20 protein-coding genes and 1 tRNA gene are annotated in these 21,348 nt (G+C 71.6%); 8 read left to right on the top strand and 13 right to left on the bottom strand.

What is annotated here, in order from left to right; translation table 11 throughout:
- Nucleotides 1–12: 12 nt before the first annotated feature.
- A complete protein-coding gene (locus tag SRB5_RS22385; RefSeq protein WP_323378298.1) occupies nt 13–1,023 on the bottom strand; it encodes an amidohydrolase family protein in 1,011 nt (336 codons plus the stop codon).
- A 150-nt stretch (nt 1,024–1,173) separates the two neighbouring features.
- A complete protein-coding gene (locus SRB5_RS22380) occupies nt 1,174–1,839 on the bottom strand; it encodes a GntR family transcriptional regulator (RefSeq protein ID WP_194292996.1) in 666 nt (221 codons plus the stop codon).
- A gap of 178 nt (nt 1,840–2,017) precedes the next feature.
- On the opposite strand from SRB5_RS22380, the gene SRB5_RS22375 reads away from it, so the two are divergent.
- From SRB5_RS22375 to SRB5_RS22365, 3 genes are all read left to right on the top strand, one after another.
- Nucleotides 2,018–3,112, top strand: a complete 1,095-nt coding sequence (locus tag SRB5_RS22375; protein WP_153454858.1) for a zinc-dependent alcohol dehydrogenase — start codon at nt 2,018–2,020, stop codon at nt 3,110–3,112.
- Complete coding sequence (locus SRB5_RS22370; protein ID WP_323378297.1) at nt 3,109–4,350, top strand: MFS transporter; 1,242 nt, start codon at nt 3,109–3,111, stop codon at nt 4,348–4,350. The genes SRB5_RS22375 and SRB5_RS22370 overlap by 4 nt, the downstream gene beginning before the upstream one ends.
- Before the next feature lie 307 nt (nt 4,351–4,657).
- The gene (locus SRB5_RS22365) at nt 4,658–5,032 is read left to right on the top strand and encodes a hypothetical protein (RefSeq protein WP_153454856.1); all 375 of its coding nucleotides are present in this window, start codon (nt 4,658–4,660) and stop codon (nt 5,030–5,032) included.
- A 78-nt stretch (nt 5,033–5,110) separates the two neighbouring features.
- On the opposite strand, the gene SRB5_RS22360 is transcribed toward SRB5_RS22365, so the two are convergent.
- The 3 genes from SRB5_RS22360 to SRB5_RS22350 form a co-directional block, all read right to left on the bottom strand.
- On the bottom strand, nt 5,111–5,305 hold the full coding sequence (locus tag SRB5_RS22360) for a hypothetical protein (RefSeq protein WP_228390327.1): 195 nt from the start codon (nt 5,303–5,305) through the stop codon (nt 5,111–5,113).
- Nucleotides 5,306–5,370: 65 nt separating this feature from the next.
- Entirely contained in the window at nt 5,371–5,724 is a 354-nt protein-coding gene (locus tag SRB5_RS22355) for a DUF6247 family protein (protein ID WP_153454854.1), read from the bottom strand.
- A gap of 144 nt (nt 5,725–5,868) precedes the next feature.
- Entirely contained in the window at nt 5,869–6,114 is a 246-nt protein-coding gene (locus SRB5_RS22350) for a GntR family transcriptional regulator (RefSeq protein WP_153454852.1), read from the bottom strand.
- Nucleotides 6,115–6,261: 147 nt separating this feature from the next.
- Between SRB5_RS22350 and SRB5_RS22345 the strand changes: the two genes are divergently transcribed.
- Nucleotides 6,262–6,657 (top strand): DUF6415 family natural product biosynthesis protein, encoded by a 396-nt coding sequence (locus SRB5_RS22345; protein WP_153454850.1) that lies wholly within the window; start codon nt 6,262–6,264, stop codon nt 6,655–6,657.
- A 266-nt stretch (nt 6,658–6,923) separates the two neighbouring features.
- On the opposite strand, the gene SRB5_RS22340 is transcribed toward SRB5_RS22345, so the two are convergent.
- Together SRB5_RS22340 and SRB5_RS22335 are read right to left on the bottom strand one after the other, a co-directional pair.
- Nucleotides 6,924–7,601, bottom strand: a complete 678-nt coding sequence (locus SRB5_RS22340) for a nucleotidyl transferase AbiEii/AbiGii toxin family protein (RefSeq protein ID WP_153454848.1) — start codon at nt 7,599–7,601, stop codon at nt 6,924–6,926.
- A gap of 9 nt (nt 7,602–7,610) precedes the next feature.
- Complete coding sequence (locus SRB5_RS22335) at nt 7,611–7,940, bottom strand: hypothetical protein (RefSeq protein ID WP_194292995.1); 330 nt, start codon at nt 7,938–7,940, stop codon at nt 7,611–7,613.
- A 108-nt stretch (nt 7,941–8,048) separates the two neighbouring features.
- Here SRB5_RS22335 and SRB5_RS22330 point away from each other — a divergent pair, with 108 nt between their 5' ends.
- Together SRB5_RS22330 and SRB5_RS22325 are read left to right on the top strand one after the other, a co-directional pair.
- Nucleotides 8,049–8,324, top strand: a complete 276-nt coding sequence (locus SRB5_RS22330; protein ID WP_153454846.1) for a hypothetical protein — start codon at nt 8,049–8,051, stop codon at nt 8,322–8,324.
- Entirely contained in the window at nt 8,321–8,728 is a 408-nt protein-coding gene (locus SRB5_RS22325; protein ID WP_153454844.1) for a type II toxin-antitoxin system VapC family toxin, read from the top strand. The genes SRB5_RS22330 and SRB5_RS22325 overlap by 4 nt, the downstream gene beginning before the upstream one ends.
- Before the next feature lie 124 nt (nt 8,729–8,852).
- Here SRB5_RS22325 and SRB5_RS22320 read toward each other — a convergent pair.
- Nucleotides 8,853–8,925 (bottom strand) — tRNA-Lys (locus tag SRB5_RS22320).
- A gap of 177 nt (nt 8,926–9,102) precedes the next feature.
- Here SRB5_RS22320 and SRB5_RS22315 point away from each other — a divergent pair.
- Nucleotides 9,103–11,289 (top strand): ATP-binding protein, encoded by a 2,187-nt coding sequence (locus SRB5_RS22315; protein ID WP_323378295.1) that lies wholly within the window; start codon nt 9,103–9,105, stop codon nt 11,287–11,289.
- 107 nt (nt 11,290–11,396) lie between these two features.
- Nucleotides 11,397–11,813 carry an SsgA family sporulation/cell division regulator gene (locus SRB5_RS22310; protein WP_153454842.1) on the top strand — a complete coding sequence of 139 codons (417 nt, stop codon included), beginning with the start codon at nt 11,397–11,399 and terminating at the stop codon, nt 11,811–11,813.
- A gap of 1 nt (nt 11,814) precedes the next feature.
- Here SRB5_RS22310 and SRB5_RS22305 read toward each other — a convergent pair whose 3' ends face one another.
- The 5 genes from SRB5_RS22305 to SRB5_RS22285 all read right to left on the bottom strand — a co-directional run bounded on the left by SRB5_RS22305 (nt 11,815) and on the right by SRB5_RS22285 (nt 20,855).
- Nucleotides 11,815–12,789, bottom strand: a complete 975-nt coding sequence (locus SRB5_RS22305) for an alpha/beta hydrolase (RefSeq protein WP_323378294.1) — start codon at nt 12,787–12,789, stop codon at nt 11,815–11,817.
- On the bottom strand, nt 12,786–13,784 hold the full coding sequence (locus SRB5_RS22300; RefSeq protein ID WP_153454838.1) for an AraC-like ligand-binding domain-containing protein: 999 nt from the start codon (nt 13,782–13,784) through the stop codon (nt 12,786–12,788). The genes SRB5_RS22305 and SRB5_RS22300 overlap by 4 nt, the downstream gene beginning before the upstream one ends.
- 187 nt (nt 13,785–13,971) lie before the next feature.
- Nucleotides 13,972–16,101 carry a LamG-like jellyroll fold domain-containing protein gene (locus tag SRB5_RS22295; protein ID WP_153454836.1) on the bottom strand — a complete coding sequence of 710 codons (2,130 nt, stop codon included), beginning with the start codon at nt 16,099–16,101 and terminating at the stop codon, nt 13,972–13,974.
- Between the two features lie 173 nt (nt 16,102–16,274).
- On the bottom strand, nt 16,275–18,464 hold the full coding sequence (locus tag SRB5_RS37565) for an FG-GAP-like repeat-containing protein (protein WP_153454834.1): 2,190 nt from the start codon (nt 18,462–18,464) through the stop codon (nt 16,275–16,277).
- 219 nt (nt 18,465–18,683) lie between these two features.
- Nucleotides 18,684–20,855: a DEAD/DEAH box helicase gene (locus tag SRB5_RS22285; RefSeq protein ID WP_153454832.1), complete on the bottom strand. Its 2,172-nt coding sequence runs from the start codon at nt 20,853–20,855 to the stop codon at nt 18,684–18,686.
- Between the last annotated feature and the right edge of the window lie 493 nt (nt 20,856–21,348).

Raw genomic sequence — 21,348 nt, 5'->3', positions numbered from 1 at the left:
TACCGGCCGACGTCACGCGGGGATACGCGCGTGGAGCCGGGGGAACAGGGCACGTGCGTTGTCCTCGTAGACCGCGCTGCGGTCGGCGTCGGTGAGGAAGCCGATCCCGTCGATCGTGGTCTTGAAGTCGTCGAAGACCCGGCCGGTCTTGGGGTCGGTGCCCGATCCGCTGCCCGGCTTCTCGGTGCCGAAGACGACGCGGTCGGTGCCGACCGTCTTGAACAGCAGCTCCAGCGACAGCGGGTTGTGCAGCACGGTGTCGAACCAGAAGCGGCGCAGCCCCTCCTCGAACGGCTCGGCGTCCGGCGACCCGCCGAACTTTGGCATCAGCCGCTCGGCCTGCCAGCGTCCGATCTGGTACGGGACGGACCCGCCGCCGTGCGAGATGATCAGCTTCAGGGTGGGGAACCGCTCGAACACGTCGGAGTTGAGCAGGCTGAGGATCGCGATGGACTCCTCGGTCACGAAGTGCTCGCTGTAGGTCTCGCGCCCGCTGTTGCAGCCGGCCGAGTGCACCAGCGCCGGCACGTCGTAGTGCACGAGGCGCTCGAAGAGCGGGTACCAGTACTCCTCGCTCAGCCGCGGCGACGGCCCGGTGCCCTCGTACGGGTCGGGGTTCAGCAGCACGCCGACGAAGCCGAGCTCCTCGATACAGCGGTCGAGCTCCGGGAGCGCCGCCTCGATCGGGGCACCGGCGCAGGTCGGCAGGCCCGCGACACCGGCGAAGCGGTCGGGGTGCAGGGCGACGGTCTGCGCGATGAGGTTGTTGTTGGCCTCGATCCACCAGTGCACGACCTGGTCGGGCTTGGTGGAGTGCATCTGGTGGAACGGACGCGGCGAGATCAGCTGCATGTCCGTGCCGACGCCGTCCATGATCGCGATATTGCCCGCGGCGGCCTCGGCCACGGCGGCGTCACTGACGCCGAGCGCGGGGCGGTAGCGGCCGCCCGCGGCGAGCAGGTTCGCGCGGTAGGCGTAGAAGACAGGGGGTGCGACCACATGGGCGTGGCTGTCGATGATCACGAGTACTCCTCGATAGAGGTCCCGACCTCAGGTTTCGTGCAGGCTATAGGCTATGAGGTGACAGAGGCAACCGTTCGCCGGGGTTCCGGAAATGACTGAGGGGCGGACACCATGTGTCCGCCCCTCAGTGCCGCCGTACCGGCGAAAGCCCTACCCGTCCGCGTCGATCGCCGAGTGGTCGATGCGCTCGAAGGACGCCGAGACATGCTCCAGCATCAGCCGGGCGGCCTCCTCCGACTCGCCCGCGACGAACGCGTCCACGATCAGCCGGTGTTCGTCGATGGCGACCTTCACCTGCTCCTCGTCCCGCAGCGTCGCCACGCGGTACCGGTCGCAGCGGTCCCAGAGGTTGTCGAGGATCTGCACCAGCACGGCGTTGCCGCAGGAGCTGTACATCGCGCGATGCATCGCGCGGTTGGAGTGCAGGCCCTCGACGGGGGTCTGGTCCATCTCCGCCAGCACCAGCAGCTTCTTGATCTCCTTGCGCTGCTCCGGCGTCGCCACCCGGGCGCCGAGCGCGACGGCCTTCGGGTCGAGCTCCATCCGGACGTTGTACGTGTCCTTGAGCTGCTCGAGGTCGAGCGGCGCCACCACCGTGTTACGGTGCCGCCGGCTGATGACGAGGTCCTCGGACTCCAGCAGCCGCAGCGCCTCGCGGACCGGGGTCGTCGACAGCCCGAGCCGGACGGCGAGGGCCTCCTGGTCGATGATCATCCCCGGCCGGAGCACGCCCTCGACGATGTCCTTGCGGATGATCTTGTAGGCGATCTCGGTCTTCGTGAGCGCGACGTACGGCATAGCGACAGCGTCACTCATGGTCACCATCCCGGGGACTCGACCGGACCGGCCCTCAACTCTCGGCAGGTCATAGGCCATAGATTTTCGTGGGTCAACATTACAGCACGGGGGGTGTCCACCTGACCCAGCCTTGCCACCGGAAATTCTACAGGCTATACAATCTGCGGACCCAGACGGGGCGATCAAGGAGACGCAGATGAGGTTCGCCAGGGCGAGCGTGATGACCGGTCCCCGGACCATGGAGATCCGTGAGTTCCCGCTCCCGGCACTCGAGCCGGACGACGGTCTGCTGAAGGTGGAGGCCGCCGGCGTCTGCGGCTCGGACGTCAAGTCCTTCTTCGGCGACCTGTCGCCGCGGATCCTCGGCCACGAGAACGTCGGCACCGTCTCGGCCATCGGCCGCAGCGCGGCGCAGCGCTGGGGGCTGGCGGAGGGCGACCGCGTCGTACTGGAGGAGTACCTCCCGTGCGGGCACTGCGACTTCTGCCGCTCCTCGGAGTTCCGCCTGTGCCTCGACTCCGACCCCTCGACGAACCCCTCGGCGCTGCGCTTCGGCCGTACGCCGCTGACGGTGGCGCCGTCGCTGTGGGGCGGCTTCAGCGACTACCTCTACCTCCACCCCCGTACGGTCGCGCACCGCCTCCCCACCCATGTCCCCGCCGTCGAGGCCTCCCTCGCGCTGCCGATCTCCAACGGCTACGAGTGGGTGTACCGCGAGGGCCGCGTCCGCCCCGGCGACGTCGTCGTCATCCTCGGCCCCGGCCAGCAGGGCCTCGGCGCGACGATCGCGGCCAAGGCGGCCGGCGCCGGGCTCGTGATCGTCACCGGGCTCGCCCGGGACAAGGAACGCCTCGAGGTGGCACGGGCCTTCGGCGCGGACCACACGCTGTACGCGGACGACACGGACGTCCTCGAGCGGATCCGGGAGCTGACGAACGGTTCGTACGCCGACGTCGTGGTCGATACGGCCGCCGGGAACGAGTCGACGCTCTCCCTGGCGCTGGACGCGGTACGTAAACGGGGCAAGGTGATCGTCGCGGCGGCGGCGATGAGACCGCTGGACGGACTCGACTTCTTCAAGATCAACCGCAAGTACCTGACGGTGCAGGGTGTGCGCGGACACAGCTACCAGGCCGTCGAGTGGGCCATCGACCTGATCGCGGGCGGGCGTTACCCCCTGCATCTGATGTGCTCGCTCGAAGTCGGCATCGACCACGCCGACCAGGCCATCCTCGCCACGGCGGGCGAGGGCCCGACGCCGGCCATCCACGCCTCCGTCGTACCGGCGTGAGCACCTCCGGCTCCACCTCCGTCCTCTGGAAGATAGCCCCGTCGGCGCTGCTGCCCGCCCTCGTCTACGAGATAGGCAACGGCGCCGTCGCCCCGATCATCCCCCTCGCGGCCCTGGCCTCCGGCGCCTCGACGACGACGGCCGCCCTGATGGCGGCGATGACGGGCATCGGCCGCATCCTCGGCGACGTACCGGCGGCGAAGCTGGCCGACCGGGTCGGGGACCGCCGGGCGATGTCGATCGCGGCGGCGGTCACGGCGCTGTGCTGGCTGGCGTGCCTGGTGACGACGTCGCTGGTCGCGCTGGGCATCGCGCTGCTCGTGGTCGGCGCCTGCAACTCGACCTTCTACCTGGCCCGGCAGAACTACGTCGCCGAGGTCGTGGCGATCACGATGCGCGCCCGCGCCCTGTCCACCCTGGCGGGCGCGCATCGGATCGGCCTGTTCGCGGGCCCGTTCCTGGGCGCGGGGGCGATCACGCTCGGCGGCCTGCGGGCGGCGTTCGCGATCGGCGTGCTCGCGACGCTGGCGACGGGCCTGTGCCTCCTGTTCATCCGCGACCTCGACCTCTCCGGCGACCGCCCCCACCACGTCCGCGGCGCCCGGGGCGCCCGCGCGATATTCCGCGACCACCGCTCGCTCTTCCTCTCCCTGGGCCTGATGGTCGCCACGGTCGGCGCGGTCCGGGCGACGCGGCAGATCGTCCTCCCCCTCTGGGCGGACGAGATCGGCCTCAGCGCGACGGTCACGAGCCTCGTCTTCGGCATCGCGAACATGGTCGACATGTCCCTTTTCTACCCGGCCGGCCACGTCATGGACCGCTGGGGCCGCCTGGCGGTCGCGGTCCCGGCGATGTCGTTGCTGGGCCTGGGCCTGATAGCGCTCCCCTTCACCCAGGAGGTCATCGGCTTCACGCTGGTGGCGGCGGCGATGAGCTTCGGCAACGGAATCGGCTCGGGAATCATGATGACGCTGGGCGCGGACGCGGCCCCCCACGACAACCGCACGACGTTCCTCTCGGTCTGGCGCCTGCTGAGCGACACGGGCCAGGCGCTGGGCCCGGTAATCCCCGCGGCGTGCGCGGCGGCGGCCACGCTGTCGGTGGGGATCGGCCTGGTGGGCTCACTGGGGATCGTGGCGGCGGTGGGCCTGGCACGGTGGGTGCCGCGGTACTCGACGTACGCGACGCCGTCGGCGGCCCGGCGGCAGAGGGAGGCGGCGGGGCGGGGGGAGGGTTGACGTCAGAAGAACCAGACGACGAGCCGCACGTTCTCCGCACCGTGGAGCTCCCCGAGGGTCCGCATGATGCTCCGGACGGGCGCCCAGTGGGTCTCATCCCCGGCGACCGACTCCCGGCTCCTCGTACCCGAACCGTCGCTCTCACTCCAGTCGGCGGCGACGAGCTCGTCCCAGCCGATCCAGGTGGTGCCGAACCCGTCCGACTCAGGCGCCGTCGCCTGAGTTCTCCCGCCCGCACGGGAACTCCGTCGCGACGCCGACCCCGCCCCAGTAACCTGGGCCTCTCGCAGAGCAGGGGGTCGAAACCGTGCGGCGAAAGACACCGCAGGAGAAGAAGCGGCTCAGCTACGTCAAGGACCGCCGCAACAACTACGGCGAGAACGACAAGAGCTCACGCAAGAACATCCGCCGCAACAAGCACATCCCCAACAGCGCCAACCGCCGCCGCGCCCAGACCTCCCTGGCCGCTCTCCTGGGCTCCCCCGACGACGTACGCGCCGAGTCCGTCGAGGACCGCATGAACAGCCGCCGCCCACGGTCGTGGAAGAAGTGGCCCGACGCCCCACTGGGCGTCATGCTCGTGGGCAGGCTGCAGCGACGCACCCGCAAGGGCATGACGGACGGCGAGGTCATGGCTGATCGCGTAAACAGGGTGCGCGGGCGATCGGGGGTGCGGGCCTGACTCCGCACGGGGACCGTCGGAGCGAATGGGTTCGGCTTCGCGCAGACCCCGACACCAGCGTTGCCCATCCCAGAGGATTTACCCGAGCCAGACGACGCGCACGATCGAGATCACCAGGGCACGCTCAGGCTCCAGGTACATGAAGAAGCCTCGGCCGCCGAAAATGTTCGGCGTACGCAGACCGCCACCGTGCACAGGACCGCGGCCCGCCGCCGCGGCGGCATAACCGAGTACTGCCGACTGCTCGGCAAGTCGCTCGACCTCGGCGACCACCTATCGGGGAAGTCCGGCAATGACGTGGCCGGCATCAGGGTTGCGATGCCAGGTCCAGACGTCACTCACCCGGCGATCTCCCGCTGCGCCTCCGCCAGGATCTGCTGAATCTCCGTCCCCAGGAGGGCCAGCTCGTCCGTCGCGGTCGCCTCGTCTGCCGCCGCCTCCAGCCGGCGAAGCCGAGCCGCACGATCGGGACGGCGCTGTATCGCCACAAACTCGCCCCAGTACTGGAGAAAGGCATGCAGCGGGGTGATCGTGCTCTGCGCGGCAGCCTGCTCGACCGCCCGGTCCAAATGCTCGGCGAAGGCTGACAGCTGAGCGGGAGCAAGGTGCGCGACGGCCGATCGCAGCGCCGCCGGCGTGAGCGCGGGGATGGCGATCAGCGGGGCCGACGAGGTAACGGGCTGACCGGTCATTGCTTGCTCTCCTGACGGCGGACGAACAGCCTGCATACTGGTCGCCCCTGCCTCCGAGGGACAGCACCCATCGTATTCACCCCACACCGCCGACGGGTCGCGCCCGGGAGAGGTGACCACGCACGGAACTAGTCCCACCGGGTGTCAGTCCGTCTCGGGGGGCAGCTCCCGGACCACGAACGTACCCATCCCCGGCGGGGAGACCACAAGCCCGTCCTCACGCAGCTTGACCAGGACTTTCCTCGCGGTGACGTTGGCGATCCCGAACTCGGCCTGAATATCCAGCAGGGAGGGGATCCGCTGTCCGGGCGGGTACGTCCCGGCGCGGATCCTCGCCGTGATGACCTCGTGCACCTGCTCCCAGCGGGAGCGCAGGGGATCCCATTCCATAGCCGCACGGTAGGTGGGTACAGCCTCCGAGGCGACCGATAGCCTGGCGCGGCAGCTATAGCCGGGTATAGCCTACCTAGGGAAACAAGGAGCCCCGGTGCCGCTGCCACGACCCGGGGCGCAGCCGACAGCAAAGGGGCTGACGACATGACAGAGCCTACGGCGTCCCGGGACGAGGGAACGAGTCATCCGACGCCGCACCGGCTCGCGGACCGGCCACCGGTCGACGTAGCCACGATCCGCACCACTATCCGCCAGGCCACCGACCACCCCACCGTGCCGACACCGGAACGCCTCGATGACCTGACTGGGCGTCTACGCAGGCACATCGGACGCCTTCTCGGCGAATTGGACGAGCGTTCCGACTGCGAGCACGACCAGCGCGTCATCGTCCGCGAGGCCGCATGCCTGGTGCGGATGGAACCGCCCCGCGGGCAGAACCGCAGGGAACGCTGGTCGCACATCGGCATTCTCGCGGCGTCGTGCAAGGGAGTTCTGCGCTGCTGGGAGGCCCAGCAGTCCCGGGGCGGGGACGTCCGGTGACCAGCTCGCCGAAGTCGCCCCGGCCTCGATGCACATACTGCTGGACGCCCGATCCGCCGTTGAAGGTGCTGGGGTCGACCGTCGTCGAGCAGTCATCCGGCCCAGGCGCCGCGGCGCCGTACTACGGATGCGGACCCTGCGTGGAGAACCGCCGGCGCATGGCCGTCCCAGGGTCTACGTAAGGATCCCCGTTCACCGGTCGGAAGCATGGGGCGGGAGTCGCTGCTGGGCTCCCGCCCCGAGCGACTGTTTCGGTACTGCCGCGCTCACGTCCTTCGAAAGCCTCGATCACGTTGGCGAGGATCGGAACCATTGATCTCGTCCGCCCACACTTGAAGAGTGGCTCTCATGACGGCGATCTCCTCGGCGTCGAGACCGTAGGGACTGAACTGCGCGTCGTCGAAGCGGTCCACGGCCAGGAGCGCCTGGGCGAACATGGTTCGCTCGAATCCGCGGTCCCGTTCCTCGGCCAGGGTCAGCAGTTCGTGCCCCGCGTATCGGCCGGAGGCCAGCGCGGCGGTCACGTCGATGTAGTCGCGTGGAGCCGCCCTGGTGAAGACGGTGACGACCTTGCCGGCCACGGCATCATCGGGGTGCAGGACCGGTCCGAGGTCCAGGACCACGGGAGGCCGGGCACGCCAGTCGTAGCCCATCTCCACTTTGGCGGCACGCCCGTATTCGTCGGTGACATGAAGCCGGGCGAACATCTCGGCCATCCGCTCCGCCCGCACCTCCAGCCCGTCCTCCTGGTACGCCTGCTCAACAGCGGTGACCGCTACGGCGAAGCCGTGCGGATCCGCCTGGTCCGTAAACAGGTCGACGTCGTCGGAGATCCTGCGGAGAAACCCGTTCGCCTCGACGGCATATCCACCGGCGAGCACGAATCCGCGGTCACGGGAGGCGCCGAGCCCGAGCTGGGTGAGACGAACCTGCAGCGCATCCACGCGGGAATGCTAGGCGGCCGGGCCGAGCACCGGACCCAACTCGGGGAAACGCGCCAGCCAGAGCCGCTTGACCTGCGGCGGAAGCCACAACCGCGGCCACAACCGCACCAGCAGCCCGGCGTTGAGGTACTCCGCCAACTGCTCGGCACGCGCCGCCTCCCGGATGACGGTCTCATACAGCACACGCCGATCGGAATCGGAGTCCAGGCGGTAGGCCCGCTTCGGTCCCCAGTCCAGGGCGGTGGGCAGCTCGACGACACCCGTCACCGGCCCGACAAGCGCTCCCAGCGTCCCGGGGACCATGTAGGGACGGATGTCCGCATAGCCACGGTGGCCCATGCCCCGAGTATGGCTCCTCCCCTGCGCGATATCGCTCACCGGGCGCCCGTCTGCCGACGGGTAACCGAACCCGACAGGTAGTAATAGTTGCTGTACTACACTGACCTCATGAAGTCACCCCGCCCCGGCAGCACGGAGAACATCTCCATCTCGATGCCCTCGGACCTCGTCGGCGCCTTGCGCACGCGCACCGGCAAGAGGGGTGTGTCCGCCTATGTGACCGCCGCGGTCCGGCATCAGCTGGCGATGGACGGCCTCGCCGAGATCGTGGCCGCCTACGAGGCCGAGCACGAGCCGCTGAGCGAAGCCGAGATCCAGGCGGCGCAGCGCGATCTGTTCGGTGACGTCCAGCAGCCGTACGCCTCCGACGACAGCGCCGCATGAAGGTGCCCGTAGCCAGGTCCCTCGTCCTGGATTCACAGGCGCTGTCGCTCCTCCTCCGCAACGACCGCCAGATGATCACCCGGATCGAGGCCTCGCGCCGCGCAGGCGTGCCCGTGCTCCTGTCCGCCCTCACGATCGTGGAAGCCGTCCACGGAAAAACGGACACCGCACGCCTGCACTGGCTGCTCTCCCGCCTCCAGGTCCTGGACGTCACCCAGGCGGACAGCCTCACCGCCGTGCGGTTGCTGCTCGACGCGGGCGGCCTGCACGGCCACAAGTACGCCATCGACGCCCTCGTCGCCGCGATGGCACTCCGCGCCCCGGCCCCCGCGCTGGTACTGACCTCGGACCGGGACGACTGGCTCAAGCTCTGTGGCGACCGCGTACAGATCAAAGACGTCTGACCCGACCTCTCGGGCGAACCACGGGGCGAAAAAGGGCCCCGGAGACGTCCCCCGAGCCCTCGACCGCCGAAAGCAAAAGGCCTCCGCCGCAGGTCACTTGAGGTGCTGCGGCGAAGGCCGACGGTAGGCCGTGTGGGACTCGAACCCACAACCAATGGATTAAAAGTCCACTGCTCTGCCAATTGAGCTAACGGCCCGCGCCCGGCAAGCATAGCCCGAGGGGTACCCCCGTCCGCGAACCAGTTTGGGGTTCGGTGGGGACGGTGCTCAGGGGTGGGGTGGCTGGGTGGCGGAGGGTGGGCGTGGGATGGCGGGTCGGTGGTGGGGCTTGCCCTCGTATCCTGCACAGCGGTGCCGCGGGACGAGGAGGGGCCGTGGAGGGTGTGGAGCCGTTCGGGGTGGTTTTGCGGGGGTTGCGGCAGCGGGCCTGGATGACCATGGAGGAGCTCGCCGGGCGTTCCGGGGTCAGTGTGCGGGCCATCGGGGACATGGAGCGCGGGCGCAGTCGCGTGCCGCAGCGGCGGACCGTCGTGGCGCTGGCCGAGGGGCTGGGGCTCGGGGAGGCGGAGCGGGACGGGCTGGTCGGTGCGGCGCGGGCCGCGCGGCCCGTGCGGGAGGCCGGCGCGGGCGGGGGGATGGCGCTTCCCCGGACCGTGGGGGACTTCACCGGGCGGGAGCGGGAGTTGGCGCGTCTGCGGGCGCACGCCGCGGCCGGCGCGCCCGTCGTGGTCGTCTCCGGTCCCCCGGGGTGCGGGAAGACCACCCTGGCGCTCCACGCCGCCGCCGAGCTCGCGGACGGTGACCCCTGCCTCGTCGCCGACCTGCACGGCGTCGACGGCGCCGTCGCCACGGACGAGGTGCTCCTCAGGCTGCTGAAGGCCCTCGGGGTGCCCGACCACCGGCTCCCGGCCGAGGAGGCGGAGCGCGCCGGGCTGCTGCGCGAGCTGCTGGCCGAGCGCCGGTGCCTGGTCGTACTGGACAACGCCCGGGACGAGGCCCAGGTCCGCGCCCTGCTGCCCGCGGCGGGGCCGAGTCTGGTGCTGGTCACCAGCCGGCGTCCCCTGACCGGGCTGGCGGACGTGGCGCGGCTGCCCCTGGCGGTCATGACGCGGGACGAGGCCGGCCTGCTGCTGCGCCGCATCCTGGGCGAGGCCCGCGCCGGCGCGGAGCCGGAGAACGTGGCGCGGCTGGTGGAGCTCTGCGGGCGGCTGCCCCTGGCGCTGCGGGTGGCCGCGAACTGGCTGACCGTACGGTCGGGGTGGCGCGTGGAGCAGCTCGTGCGCCGGCTGGCGGACGAGGAGCGCCGGCTGGGGGCGCTGAGCGCCGGTGACGTACGGGTGGAGGCCGCGTTCGAGCTCTCGTACCGGCAGCTCACCGGGCAGGCGGCGCGCATGCTGCGGCTGCTGGGCCTGGTCCCGGTGCCGGATCCGAGCGCCGACTACGCCGCCGCACTCACCGCGACCGAGGTGTCCGAGGCCGAGGACGTACTGGAGGAGCTGGTCGAGGCGGGACTGCTGCAGGCCACGTACACCGGGCGCTACCAGCTGCACGACCTGCTGCGGCTGTTCGGCCGCTCCCGGCCGGCGCCGGAGGGCGAGCGGGAGGCCGCCGAGGAGCGGCTGCGGACATGGCTGCTGGACACGGCCACAGCGGCCGGCCGCCGCTTCAAGCCGGGATACGACACAGGACCCACCGACCACGCCCGCGCCTGGCTCCAGCAGGAGGCCCCCGCCTGGCTCGCCGCCCTGCGCGACGCGGCGGCCCGCGGGGAGTACGCGCGGGTGGTGGAGACCGCGGACGCCATGGAGTGGTTCTGCGGCATGTGGGTCTTCTGGGGCCACTGGCCGGAGGTGTTCCGGCTGTCGAGCGAGGCGGCGGGAAGACTGGGGGACCCGAAACTGCGGGCCGTCCACATCAACTGCCACTGCTGGTCCCTCCTCGCCTGCGAGTCCCGCTACCGCGAGGCCGTCGGCCGGGCCGGCGAGGCGCTGGAGTGCGCCCGCCGCGCGGGGGATCTCGCCCAGCAGGCGTCGGCGCTGGCGCACGCGGCCTGGGGGCACGAGATGCTGGGCGAGTACGAGCGGGCCGCGGACACCTCGCGGGCCTCCCTCGAGCTGTACGAGAAGGCCGACGACCGCGCCGGCTGGGTCCAGGCCCTGATCACGTACGGGTCCACGCTGCGGCTGCTCGGCCGGCCGGAGGAGGCGCTGGCCGAGCACGGCCGGGTGATCGCCTTCCTCGACGCGCCGGACTGCCCGGTGGGCGAGCACGTCGCGGACCTCACCCGGACGCACGCGAGCCTGGCCCTGGGGCTGGATCACGGCGCCCTGCGCCGGTGGGAGGAGGCGGCCGGGAGCTTCCGCGACGCGGTGGCGCGGTCCCGGCGGACGGGGCTCGCGCACGCGAAGGGGCAGTCGCTGGTGCGGCTCGGGGAGGCGCTCGCCGAGCTGGGGGAGGTCACACAGGCGCGGGAGTGTCTGCGGGAGGCGCTGGCGCTGGGGGACGAGACCGACACGGTGTACCGGGAGCTGGCGCGGGAGCTGCTCGAATCGCTGGGCTGAGCGGGTGCGTTGGCGGGCAATACCCCGGTCTTCGTACGGCAAACCCCCGCGCGCCCCCCGTACTACCGTCGAGCCGACAGACCACCGATCCGCGAGGCGGGTACGCCATGACTCACCCCAAGACCTCGGTCACCCACGAGGTCACCGCCCACCTCGCCGTCGCGGCCGAACCGCCCGTACCCATGCCCGCGGAGCTGCACTTCGACCGCCGGGACCCGTACGCCGTGCGCCTGTCCGTCGGATCGACGTCCCTCGGCACCGTCGACTGGGTGTTCGCCCGCGACCTCCTCGCGCAGGGGCTGCACTGGGAGGCCGGCACGGGGGACGTCGTGGTGGCCCCCCGGTTCGACGGCCGGGTGCGGATCGTCGTACGGACCCGGGCGGGGGCGGCCGCGCTGGACATCGACGTACCGGCGGTGGAGCGGTTCCTGGAGCGGACCTGGCGGGTCGTGCCGCTGGGCGCGGAGGGGCGGCACCTCGAGCTCGACCGGGTGGTGACCGAGCTGCTGTCGGGCAGCCGGTAGCTCAGCCGCCGTGCTGGTGCAGCGCCACATGCACGGTGTCGAGCGCCTGTACGAGCGCGGCGCGGGCGGCGGCCGTGTCGCGCAGCGGATCCAGGACCATGAACCCGTGGATCGTCCCGTGATACCGCATGGACACCACCGCCACCCCCGCCGCGCGCAGCTTCGCCGCGTACGCCTCGCCCTCGTCCCGTACGACGTCCGCCTCCCCCGTCAGCACCAGCGCCGGGGGCAGCCCCGCGAGCTGCTCGACGGACGCCCGCAGCGGGGACGCGGTGATCTCCCGGCGGCGCTCGGTGTCGGGCAGGTACTGGTCCCAGAACCAGCGCATGGCGTCCCGCCCCAGGAAGTAGCCCTCCGCGAACCGCCGGTACGAGGGCGTGTCGAAGTCGGCGTCGGTGACCGGGCAGAGCAGCACCTGCTGCACCAGCCGTACGGTCCCCCGCTCCTTGGCCAGCAGCGTCAGCGCGGCGACCAGATTGGCCCCGGCGGAGTCCCCGACGGCGGCCATCCGGCCGCCGTCCAGCCCGATCGCCGCCCCGTGGCCGCCGATCCACTCGGCGACGGCGTAGCACTGCTCGAGGGCGACGGGGTAGCGGGCCTCGGGGGCGCGCTCGTAGTCGACGAAAACCACGGCGGCGTCCGCCCCGAGGGCGAACGCGTCCACGAGCCGGGCGTGGGTCCGGACATCGCCCAGCACCCAGCCCAGCCCGTGCAGAAACAGCACGACGGGCAGCGGCCCGTCGGTGTCCGCGGGCCGGACCACCTGCACGCGGACATGCCCGGTGGGCCCACCGGGCAGCGAGTACCACTCGACGGAGAGCGCCCCCGGGTCGACGGGGTCGTCGTGGCTCTGCAGCAGGTCCAGCGCCCGGCGCGCGCGCTCCGGGTCACGGAGCGGCGGGCAGGGGTGCTTGTCCAGGAACGCGCTGGTCCGGGGGTCCAGAACCAGGTCGTGCGGTGGTGCGGCGTCGGTCACACGGCCTCCTGAAGGGCCGCGTGCGCGGCACGGGGCTCCTCGGTACGCAGGCTGCGCCATTCCCTCGGGGACACCCCGTACGCGGCGCGGAAGACCCGGCTGAAGTGCGCGGGGTTGACGAAGCCCCAGCGCTGCGCGACGGCCGAGACGGTGGGGGTCGTACGGCCGCGGCGGGCCAGCTCCCGGCCGCACTCCTCCAGCCGCCGCTGCTGGATGAGCCGGGCGACAGTGGTGCCCTCGCCCTGGAACAGCCGGTGCAGATAGCGCACGGAGATCCGGTGGGCGCGGGCGATGCTCTCCGGGGAGAGGTCGGGGTCGCCGAGGTTGCGGTTGATGTGCTCGCGGACGCGGACCAGCAGATGGCTGCGGGCGGTGTCCGTACCGCCGTCGCCGGGGTGGGCGCGTTCGGCGATGAGGGTGGCGAAGAGGTCGACGACGTTGCCGGCCAGCCGGTCCGCGACGTCCGGCTGGTAGTCGCCGCCGGAGGACGCCAGCGCGTCCAGGAACGGCAGCAGCATCGCCCCGATGCCGCCGTCGGTGCCGATGGCGCTGCCGGTGACCTGGCGCAGGTTGCTCTCGGCGACGCCGAGGACCTGACGGGGGAGCTGGAAGACGTGGGTGGTGAAGCGGTGGGGGTAGTCGAAGGTGTACGGGCGGGTCGTGTCGTACACCACGAGGTCCCCCTCGCCGACCTCCGCCCGCCGCCCGTCCTGGACGACGGTGGCGGTGCCGGAGACCTGGACGCCGACGGCGAAGAGGTCCTGCCGGCTCCGGGACCCGGCGATGAGGGCGGGGGTGCGGGCGACGCGCTCGGCGTCGGCCTGCAGCGTGGAGACCTGGAGGTAGCCGAGGCGGCGGCTGGCGATCCGGCCGTCGAAGGGACCGGCGTCGCGCGGGGCGACGGTCATCGGTACGAGTGTCCGGCTCACCGCGTTGTTCCAGTACGCGACCTTGTCCCCGTCCGGCACGGAGTCCGTCGTCAACACCAGGCTCAACTTGCTGCTCCCCTCTCGAAACGGTGACCGCGGGCCGAGGGCTCCCGCCCTTATGCCTCAGCCAACCAGGGGAGGGGTCGGGGCTCCAGGCAGAACCGGAGGCAGAAACTGCCGCCGCTTTTGCGGAGGGGGCACGTGTGGTGTGCCTCGCGGCCGCTCCCGGAGAGGGGAGCGGCCGCGGGAGGGGTCAGACGTCCGGGGTTTCCATGGGGTTGCTCATCGCCGCCATCTGCGTGTCCGTCACCGCCCCCTCGAACGCCCGGACCTCGTCGACGCTTCCGGTGAGCCAGTCGCCCCAGATGCCGGCGGTCGAGGTACGGCCCACCTGCAGGCCGCCCGTGGCGCGCCAGGCGTCGGTGCCGGCCAGGGGGACCGTGCTCCGGAGTTCGCCGTTGACGTACAGCCGGAGTTCGTCGGCGGAGGCGTCGTAGACGGCGCCCACGTGGCTCGGCTGGTGGTCCCACAGGCCCGCGGCGAACAGGGTCGTCGTCTCGGCCTCCGCGCTGTCCTCGTGGGCCACCGTCAGCCGTACGCGGTGTTCCGCGCCGTCCCAGCGCAGGTCGACGGCGTTGGTGTGCTCGCCCGGCAGGGACAGCAGCGCCATATCGCGGTCCGGGGTCTCGGGGACCACGAACAGCATGCTCAGCGACCAGCTCCGGGACGTGTCGATCACCGGGGCGTCGGTCGCCGCGTAGTCACCGTCGCCGTGGAGCACGAGGTGACCGGAGCCGGCGATGACCCAGTCCGGCGACGGGCACAGCGGGTCGTACGGGTCCACGCACGCCGCCGAGTCGCCGGTGTAGACGGAGGCGCCGCCGCCCAGACGCAGCGGCTGACCGCCGTCGTACTCCGGGACCACGCCACCGGGAGCGGCGTTGAGCTGCCAGTACCCGCGCCGCACGGCGACGCGCTCGGCGAGCACGGGCACCTCCGGCGCGACGACCATCCGGTCCCACACCCGCACGTCGGCCAGCGCCCCCGCCCAGTGGTGACCGTAGGCCCCGGCGTCCAGCGCCCGGCCCAGCTGCAGGTCACCGGGGGACTTCGTGGCCCGTACGGTCACGGGATCCCCGGCCACGCTCCCGTTCACGTACAGCGTCGCGGTGTCCTTCTCGGCGTCGTACACCCCCGTGAGGTGAGTCCACTCACCGGCGGACGCGGCGCCGCCCTCGGCTCGTACGACGTCCCCCGACCGGGAGTCGGGCAGCCCGAACGACCACCGCGCGACACCGTCGGCACCGGTGTGCGTCCCCAGGGCGAAGGCGGCCCCGCCGTCCCCGTCCCGGCTCACGGCGGCCGCGTCGCCGGTGGACGAGGGGGACACCCAGGCGCTCACCGAGAAGTCGTCGCCGGTGTCCACGGCCTGGACGCCCGGGGCGAGGTACGCCCCGGCGGAGCCGTCGAGTTCGGCGGCCACGGTGTACGGGGTGCCGGAGGGGCCGGCCGCCCCGAAGGTCACGCCGTCACCGGCGACCGCGGGGTGCTCTCCGGCGTCGGGGGCGGCCTGGGTGGAGCCGGCGGGGTCGGCGAGCCGCCAGGCGGCCACGGGGGCGCGGGCGGAGCCGACGCGGAAGAGGTACGTGGCGGGGGCTGACGCGGTGCCCGCCCGGTCCACCGCCTGGGCGTAGAGGACGGCCGTGCCCGCCCGCTGCGGAACCCAGTCGACGGTGACGGGGTCCCCGGGCCCGGCTGTCTCGACGACGTGATCGGCGTCGCCTGCCACGTAGTACACGTAGGCGACCACGTCGTCCGAGGGGGAGTCGAGGGTGAAGTGCCCGCGCTCACCCACGCCACCGGACCAGGTGTCGCCCCCCTCCGGGTACTCAGCCGATGTCACTACGGGGGACGCCGGGCCGGCCGGATCGTAGACGAACTCGCAGCGCCCCAGGTCATCGGCGTCGCTCCACGGCCCCCAGACCTCGCCGTCGAAAGCACGGACACGCCAGTCGATCACTGTGTCGCCCGGGATCTCGTCGGAGAGCGGCATGCTGAATTCGCTGCCGCTCCTCATCTCCGTGGTGTCGTACGTACGGACCTGACGTGTCCTCTGCTCGTCGCGCCAGGAGATCTCGAACTGGGCGGAGACCCGCGCGGAGTAATCCTGATCGCGGAGCACGGCCCGCAGCGTGGGCCTGGAGTTGACGTAGGGGCGTTTCGCCCCCGACGCACAGGACCTGAAGCCCGTCGTCAGCTCGGCGGCGACCGGCTGATCCGGCGGCCGGTTCTCCGCCGCCGACGCCTGCGCGGGCGCCAGGGCGACGGTCAGTGCGGCGAGCGTCGTGACGACGAGCGCGCGGGTGCGGCCTGACGAGGCCAAGGGTCATCCCCTCCTGGGACTGGGTGTGGGTGTGCGGAAGTCCGGGCCGGAGGGTGTGGGCCCCGCCCTGCGCGAGCGTCGGGAGCGTATCAACGAGGTCTGACATGTCCCCACCGAAATAATGACGGATGCCCCGGTGGGGACCACCGGGGCATCCGAAGGTGAGCAGCGGGTCAGAAGACCCCGAGATACGTCCAGCCAGTGGCGATCTTCGTCTTGGACGAGAACCCGCCCTTGCCGTTCCCGTTGTTGCGGTACAGCACCCCGCTCTTGTCCCGTACGACGAGATCCGCCTTCCCGTCCCCGGTGATGTCGCCCGCACCGATCAGCGAGACGTACGACCCGCCCCACCCGGAGAAGATCTTCACCCGCTCCTTGAACTGCCCGGTGCCGAGCCCCGCGTACCAGTACAGCGTCCCGTCCTTGTGCCGCGTCAGCAGATCCCCGTGCCCGTCACCGTTCAGGTCACCCGCCCCCGCGATCAGGTTGTACGCCGCCCACCCCGTCCGGATCCGCACGCCGGCCTTGAGCTTGCCGGCGCCGTTGTCGGCAAAGAGGTAGAGGTCGCCGGTCGAGGACTTGCGGGCCAGCAGGTCGGCGCGGCCGTCGCCCGTCAGGTCGCCGGGGGTGGTGAGGACGTTGTAGGCGTTCCAGCCGGTGCCCAGGGTGGCGTGGGTGCTTCCCGGGGAGTAGATGCCGTTGCACTTGCCGTCGTAGCGGCGCAGTTCGCCGCCGGGCATCCGGACCAGCAGTTCGGCGCAGCGGTCGCCGTTCATGTCCCCGAACGGGACGGCGACGGTCCCGGCGGACCAGCCGGTGCCGGTCTCCTTGGTCGGGAACGTCCCGTTGCCCCCGCCCTCGTGGGTCGTGAGGCCGCCCTTGGAGTTGAGGGTCACGATGTCACCGTAGTAGGCGCCCCTCTGGTCGTGATGCCCCTGACGCCCGTGCCCGAGGGTGAAGGTGCCGGAGACGGCGGCCGTACCGGCGCCATCGACGGGGGTCGCGGTCACGGTCCAGGTGTACGGGCCGGAGAGGACGTACTGACCGTCGTCCCCCTTGCCGTCCCAGACGACATCGACCTCGGCGCCGGGACCACCGCGGACGGTGCGCACCGTCCGGCCGGCGCGGTCCTTGAGCGTGAGGGCCCAGTTCGCGGGTCGGCTCAGCTGCCAGGTGCTCGCCCAGACCCGAGGGTCCTCGAAGGCCCAGGGATACGGGTAGTCCACCTCGGACTCGATCTTCGTCAGGGGCTCGGCCGGCACCCCGCTGGGCACGACGTGGATCGCCTGGTCCGGCCCCAGATACGCGATGTCCCCGCCGAACTTGTCGACCGCCCACGTCTGCCGCCGCTGGTCCGCCGTCCGCCCCGCCGGCAGATCGGCCACCTCACGGGTGACGCCGGAACGGAACTCGGTGAGCATCAGCTTCCCGGCGGTCCGGTCGTGCCGGACCAGATAACCGTCGCTCACCAGGGCCGGCCCCGACGGCACGGAGATCTTCCGGCCCGCCGTCCGGTCGTACACCCCGGCCGGGCCATCGGCCCCGCAGCTCCAGTAGAGCCAGCGGCCCACGACCTGGAGCTCCTTGATGACGCAGGGGGCGCCGGTCGCGACGGTCCCGGTGACCTTCTGCTGCTCGAGGTCGGTCACGGTGACCACGCCGGCGGTCGTGCTCGCGTTCCACAGGCCCGCGCCCCACAGCGAACCGGCGCCGGTCTTGCGGGTCAGCGAGTTCGCGTCGGTGGGGTGGTAGCGGGCGTAGTCGTCGGCGTACTGCTTCGCGGTGGACGCGACGTCGTAGACGTAGTACCGCCCGGTGACGTCCGTGATCCGCATGCCGGAGCCGGATTCGGCGCCGGGCGACAACGAGTTCTTGCTGATCAGGAGATGGAACCGATCGGTCCCGTCGGGCTGAACGGCGACGACCCCGGTGTCCCCGTTCCCGTTCCCCCGCAGCATCACGCACGCGCCCGCCTCGCAGGGCTCCGTCTTCATCCCGATGGCGAAGGTCTCGTACACGGGGGCGGCCACCGACGTCGCGTCGGGGGACACCAGCCGGGTCACGACGGCCTGGTCACCGCTGGGCGCCGTCTCCACGCTGTGCAGCACGCCACCGGCGAAGTCGAGCCCCCACACCCCGCCGGTCGGAATCACGACCCCCGGCTCCTCGGCCCGCGCGGACGCGGGCAGCCCGAGCCCCGCGACGGCGACGAGCCCGGCGGTGGCCGCGGCGGCGCGGCGCAGCAGATGTCGCATCAGAAGACCCCCCAGGTAGATCCAGCCGGTGGCGAGCCGGGTCTTGGACGAGAAGCCGCCCCTGCCGTTGCCGCCGTCGCGGTACAGCACGCCGTCCACGTCTCCCACGCCAACGGCGGAGGAGTACGAGCGGACGAATATTAAGCCAGGATTCAACTTCCGGAAGGTCATTTCCGGTTACTCGTTCGAACCGACCGCCAGCACTTCATGTCCGCGACATTCTGAACATGTTCAGTTATAGTACGGCTCTCGGGGAGGGGAGAACGGGGGACGCCGAAGGGCCCGGCACATGCCGGGCCCTTCGGGGATATATCTCGGTGCTACGCGTCAGCCGTTGCGCTTCCAGCGCGGCTTGTCCTCGCGGCGGTTGCCGCCGCCGAACGAGCCCGAGCGGTGGTCGTCGCGGCGGCCGTACGGGCGGTCGCCGCCGGTGCGGTGGCTGCCGCCCTGCGCCGGGCGGCCGTCGCGGCGGTCGCGGTTGTACGGACGGTCGCCGCCCGTGCGGCGGTCGTTGTCGCGGTGGAAGCCGCCCCGGTCGTCGCGGCGGTCGAAGCCACGGTCCCGGTTGAACGGACGGTCGCCGTCACGGCGGTCGTTGTCCCGGCGAAAGCCCGGACGGTCGTTGTCCCGACGGAAGCCACCCCGGTCGTCACGGCGGTCGAAACCGCGGTCACGGTTGAACGGACGGTCGCCGTCACGGCGGTCGTTGTCCCGGCGAAAGCCCGGACGGTCGTTGTCCCGACGGAACCCGCCCCGGTCGTCACGGCGGTCGTCGCGGCGGTCGAAGCCGCGGTCCCGGTTGTACGGACGCTCGTTGTCGCGACGGAAGCCGTCACGGCGGTCGTCACGACGGTCGTCACGGCGGTCGAAGCCACGGTCCCGGTTGTACGGACGCTCGTTGTCGCGACGGAAGCCGTCCCGGCGGTCGTCCCGACGCTCGAAACCACGGTCCCGCCGCTCGAAGTTGCCCCGCTCGTCGCGGCGCTCCTCCGCCGGCCGGCTCGCGGGCCGGGTCTCCTCGACCTCGGCCACAGGCTCGGACACCACGGCGGCCTCGGCGGCGACAACCGCCTCGTCCTCCCGCAGCGTCACGACCGGCGCCGGCTCCTCGCCGCGCTCACGCGCCGCGCGCCCGGCCAGCGAGTCGGCCTCCTGGCGCAGTTCGGTCGCCCGGCGGGTGGCCCGCTCCAGCTCCTTGGACAGCGACGCCACCTCGCGCTCCGCCTGCTTGGCGGCGTTGGCGACGGACTCCGCCTGCACCTCGGTCATCGACCGGGCGCCCGTGATCTCCGCGACCTCCGGGTCGAACTCGCGGCCGGACACGATGTGCCGGCTGGCGTCGACGCCCGCGTCCTCCATCAGCCGGAAGATGCCCTTGCGCTGGTGCGGCAGCGCCAGCGAGACGACCGCGCCGGACTGGCCGGCCCGGGCCGTACGGCCGGAGCGGTGCAGGTAGTCCTTGTGGTCCCCGGCGGGGTCCACGTTCAGCACCAGGTCGATGCCGTCGACGTGGATACCGCGGGCGGCGACGTCGGTGGCCACCAGGCAGTTGACGTAACCGTCCTTGAAGTCCGCCAGGGTCCGCGTCCGCGCGCCCTGCGTCATGCCGCCGTGCAGCGCGTCGGCGCGCACCCCGGCCTCGCGCAGCTGCTCGGCGACCCGGTCGGCGCCCAGCTGGGTGCGGACGAAGATGATGGTGCGGCCCTTGCGGGACGCGATGGCCGCCGTCACCGGGGCCTTGTCCTTCGGCTTCACGACGAAGACGTGGTGGGTCATCGTGGTGACCGCGCCGGCCGACGGGTCGACCTCGTGGCTGACCGGGTCGACGAGGTAGCGCTTGACCAGGGTGTCGATCTCCTTCTCCAGCGTCGCGGAGAAGAGCATCCGCTGACCGCCGGCCGGGATCTGGTCGAGCAGCTCGGTGACCTCGGGCAGGAAGCCCAGGTCGGCCATCTGGTCGGCCTCGTCGAGGATCGCGACCTGGGTCTGGTCGAGGGAGCAGGCGCCGCGGTCGATGACGTCACGCAGCCGGCCCGGGGTGGCGACGAGGATGTCGACGCCGCGCTCGAGGGCGTAGATCTGGTTGCCCATCGACGTACCGCCGCAGACGACCTTCATCTTCAGGCCGAGGACGTCGCCGTACGGCTGCAGCGCGTCGGCGACCTGCATGGCGAGCTCACGCGTCGGGGTGAGGATCAGGCCGCGGGGGCGCTTCTTCTCGGTGTGGCCGCCGGCCAGCGTGGTCAGCAGCGGCAGGCCGAAGGACAGCGTCTTGCCGGAGCCGGTGCGGCCACGGCCCAGGATGTCCTTGCCGGCCATGGCGTCCGGGATGGTCGCGGCCTGGATGGGGAACGGGGTGGTGACACCGTTCTGGGCGAGCTTGCGGACGATCTGCTCGGGCAGGCCGAGGTCGGCGAACGTCAGCTCGGGGGCGCTCTCGGAGATCTCTACGACCTCGTCCTGGGCAGGAGCGAGCGCATCGGTACTGGAAAAGGACATGCGAAACGAAACCTCTCGGAGTCATCGGCACGCGCCCACGACTCCGCGGCAAAAGTCACGCACGACCGCCTCTATGCGGTCAGCCACGGCTAGGCAAAGGAACGCGCCACACGGCGCGCTTCGGGTTCACGGCGCCGGGCAAATGGGATCAAACGATCTACCACGATACGCACAGGATGGCACCGAGTGCAAATCGGCCCGGTTGACCTGCGCGGATGTCAAGGCCAACGGTCGGCTTCCCGGCCCAAAACCCGGTTGCTCACTGTAGCCCACGTCCACCCGCAGCAGGGTAAGAGCTAACCGCTGTCCCCATACCACCCCAGGCGGCTCCCCTGACTCACGCCGTCCCGCCGCCCGCGTCCCCCACCGGCGGCTCCGTCGGCTCCGGGGGTGCCGCCGTCGTCGGGTCCGGCTCCGGTGTGGGGAGGTCCGTCGGGGTCGCCTCCGCCAACCACTCCACGGCCGCCGGGGCGATCGGGGCGGCGCTGCACAG

This window comes from Streptomyces smaragdinus, from assembly GCF_009604385.1.
Lineage (GTDB): Bacteria > Actinomycetota > Actinomycetes > Streptomycetales > Streptomycetaceae > Streptomyces > Streptomyces smaragdinus.
Note: the sequence above shows the minus strand (reverse complement) of the source record. Positions and strands in the feature narration are given on the sequence as shown.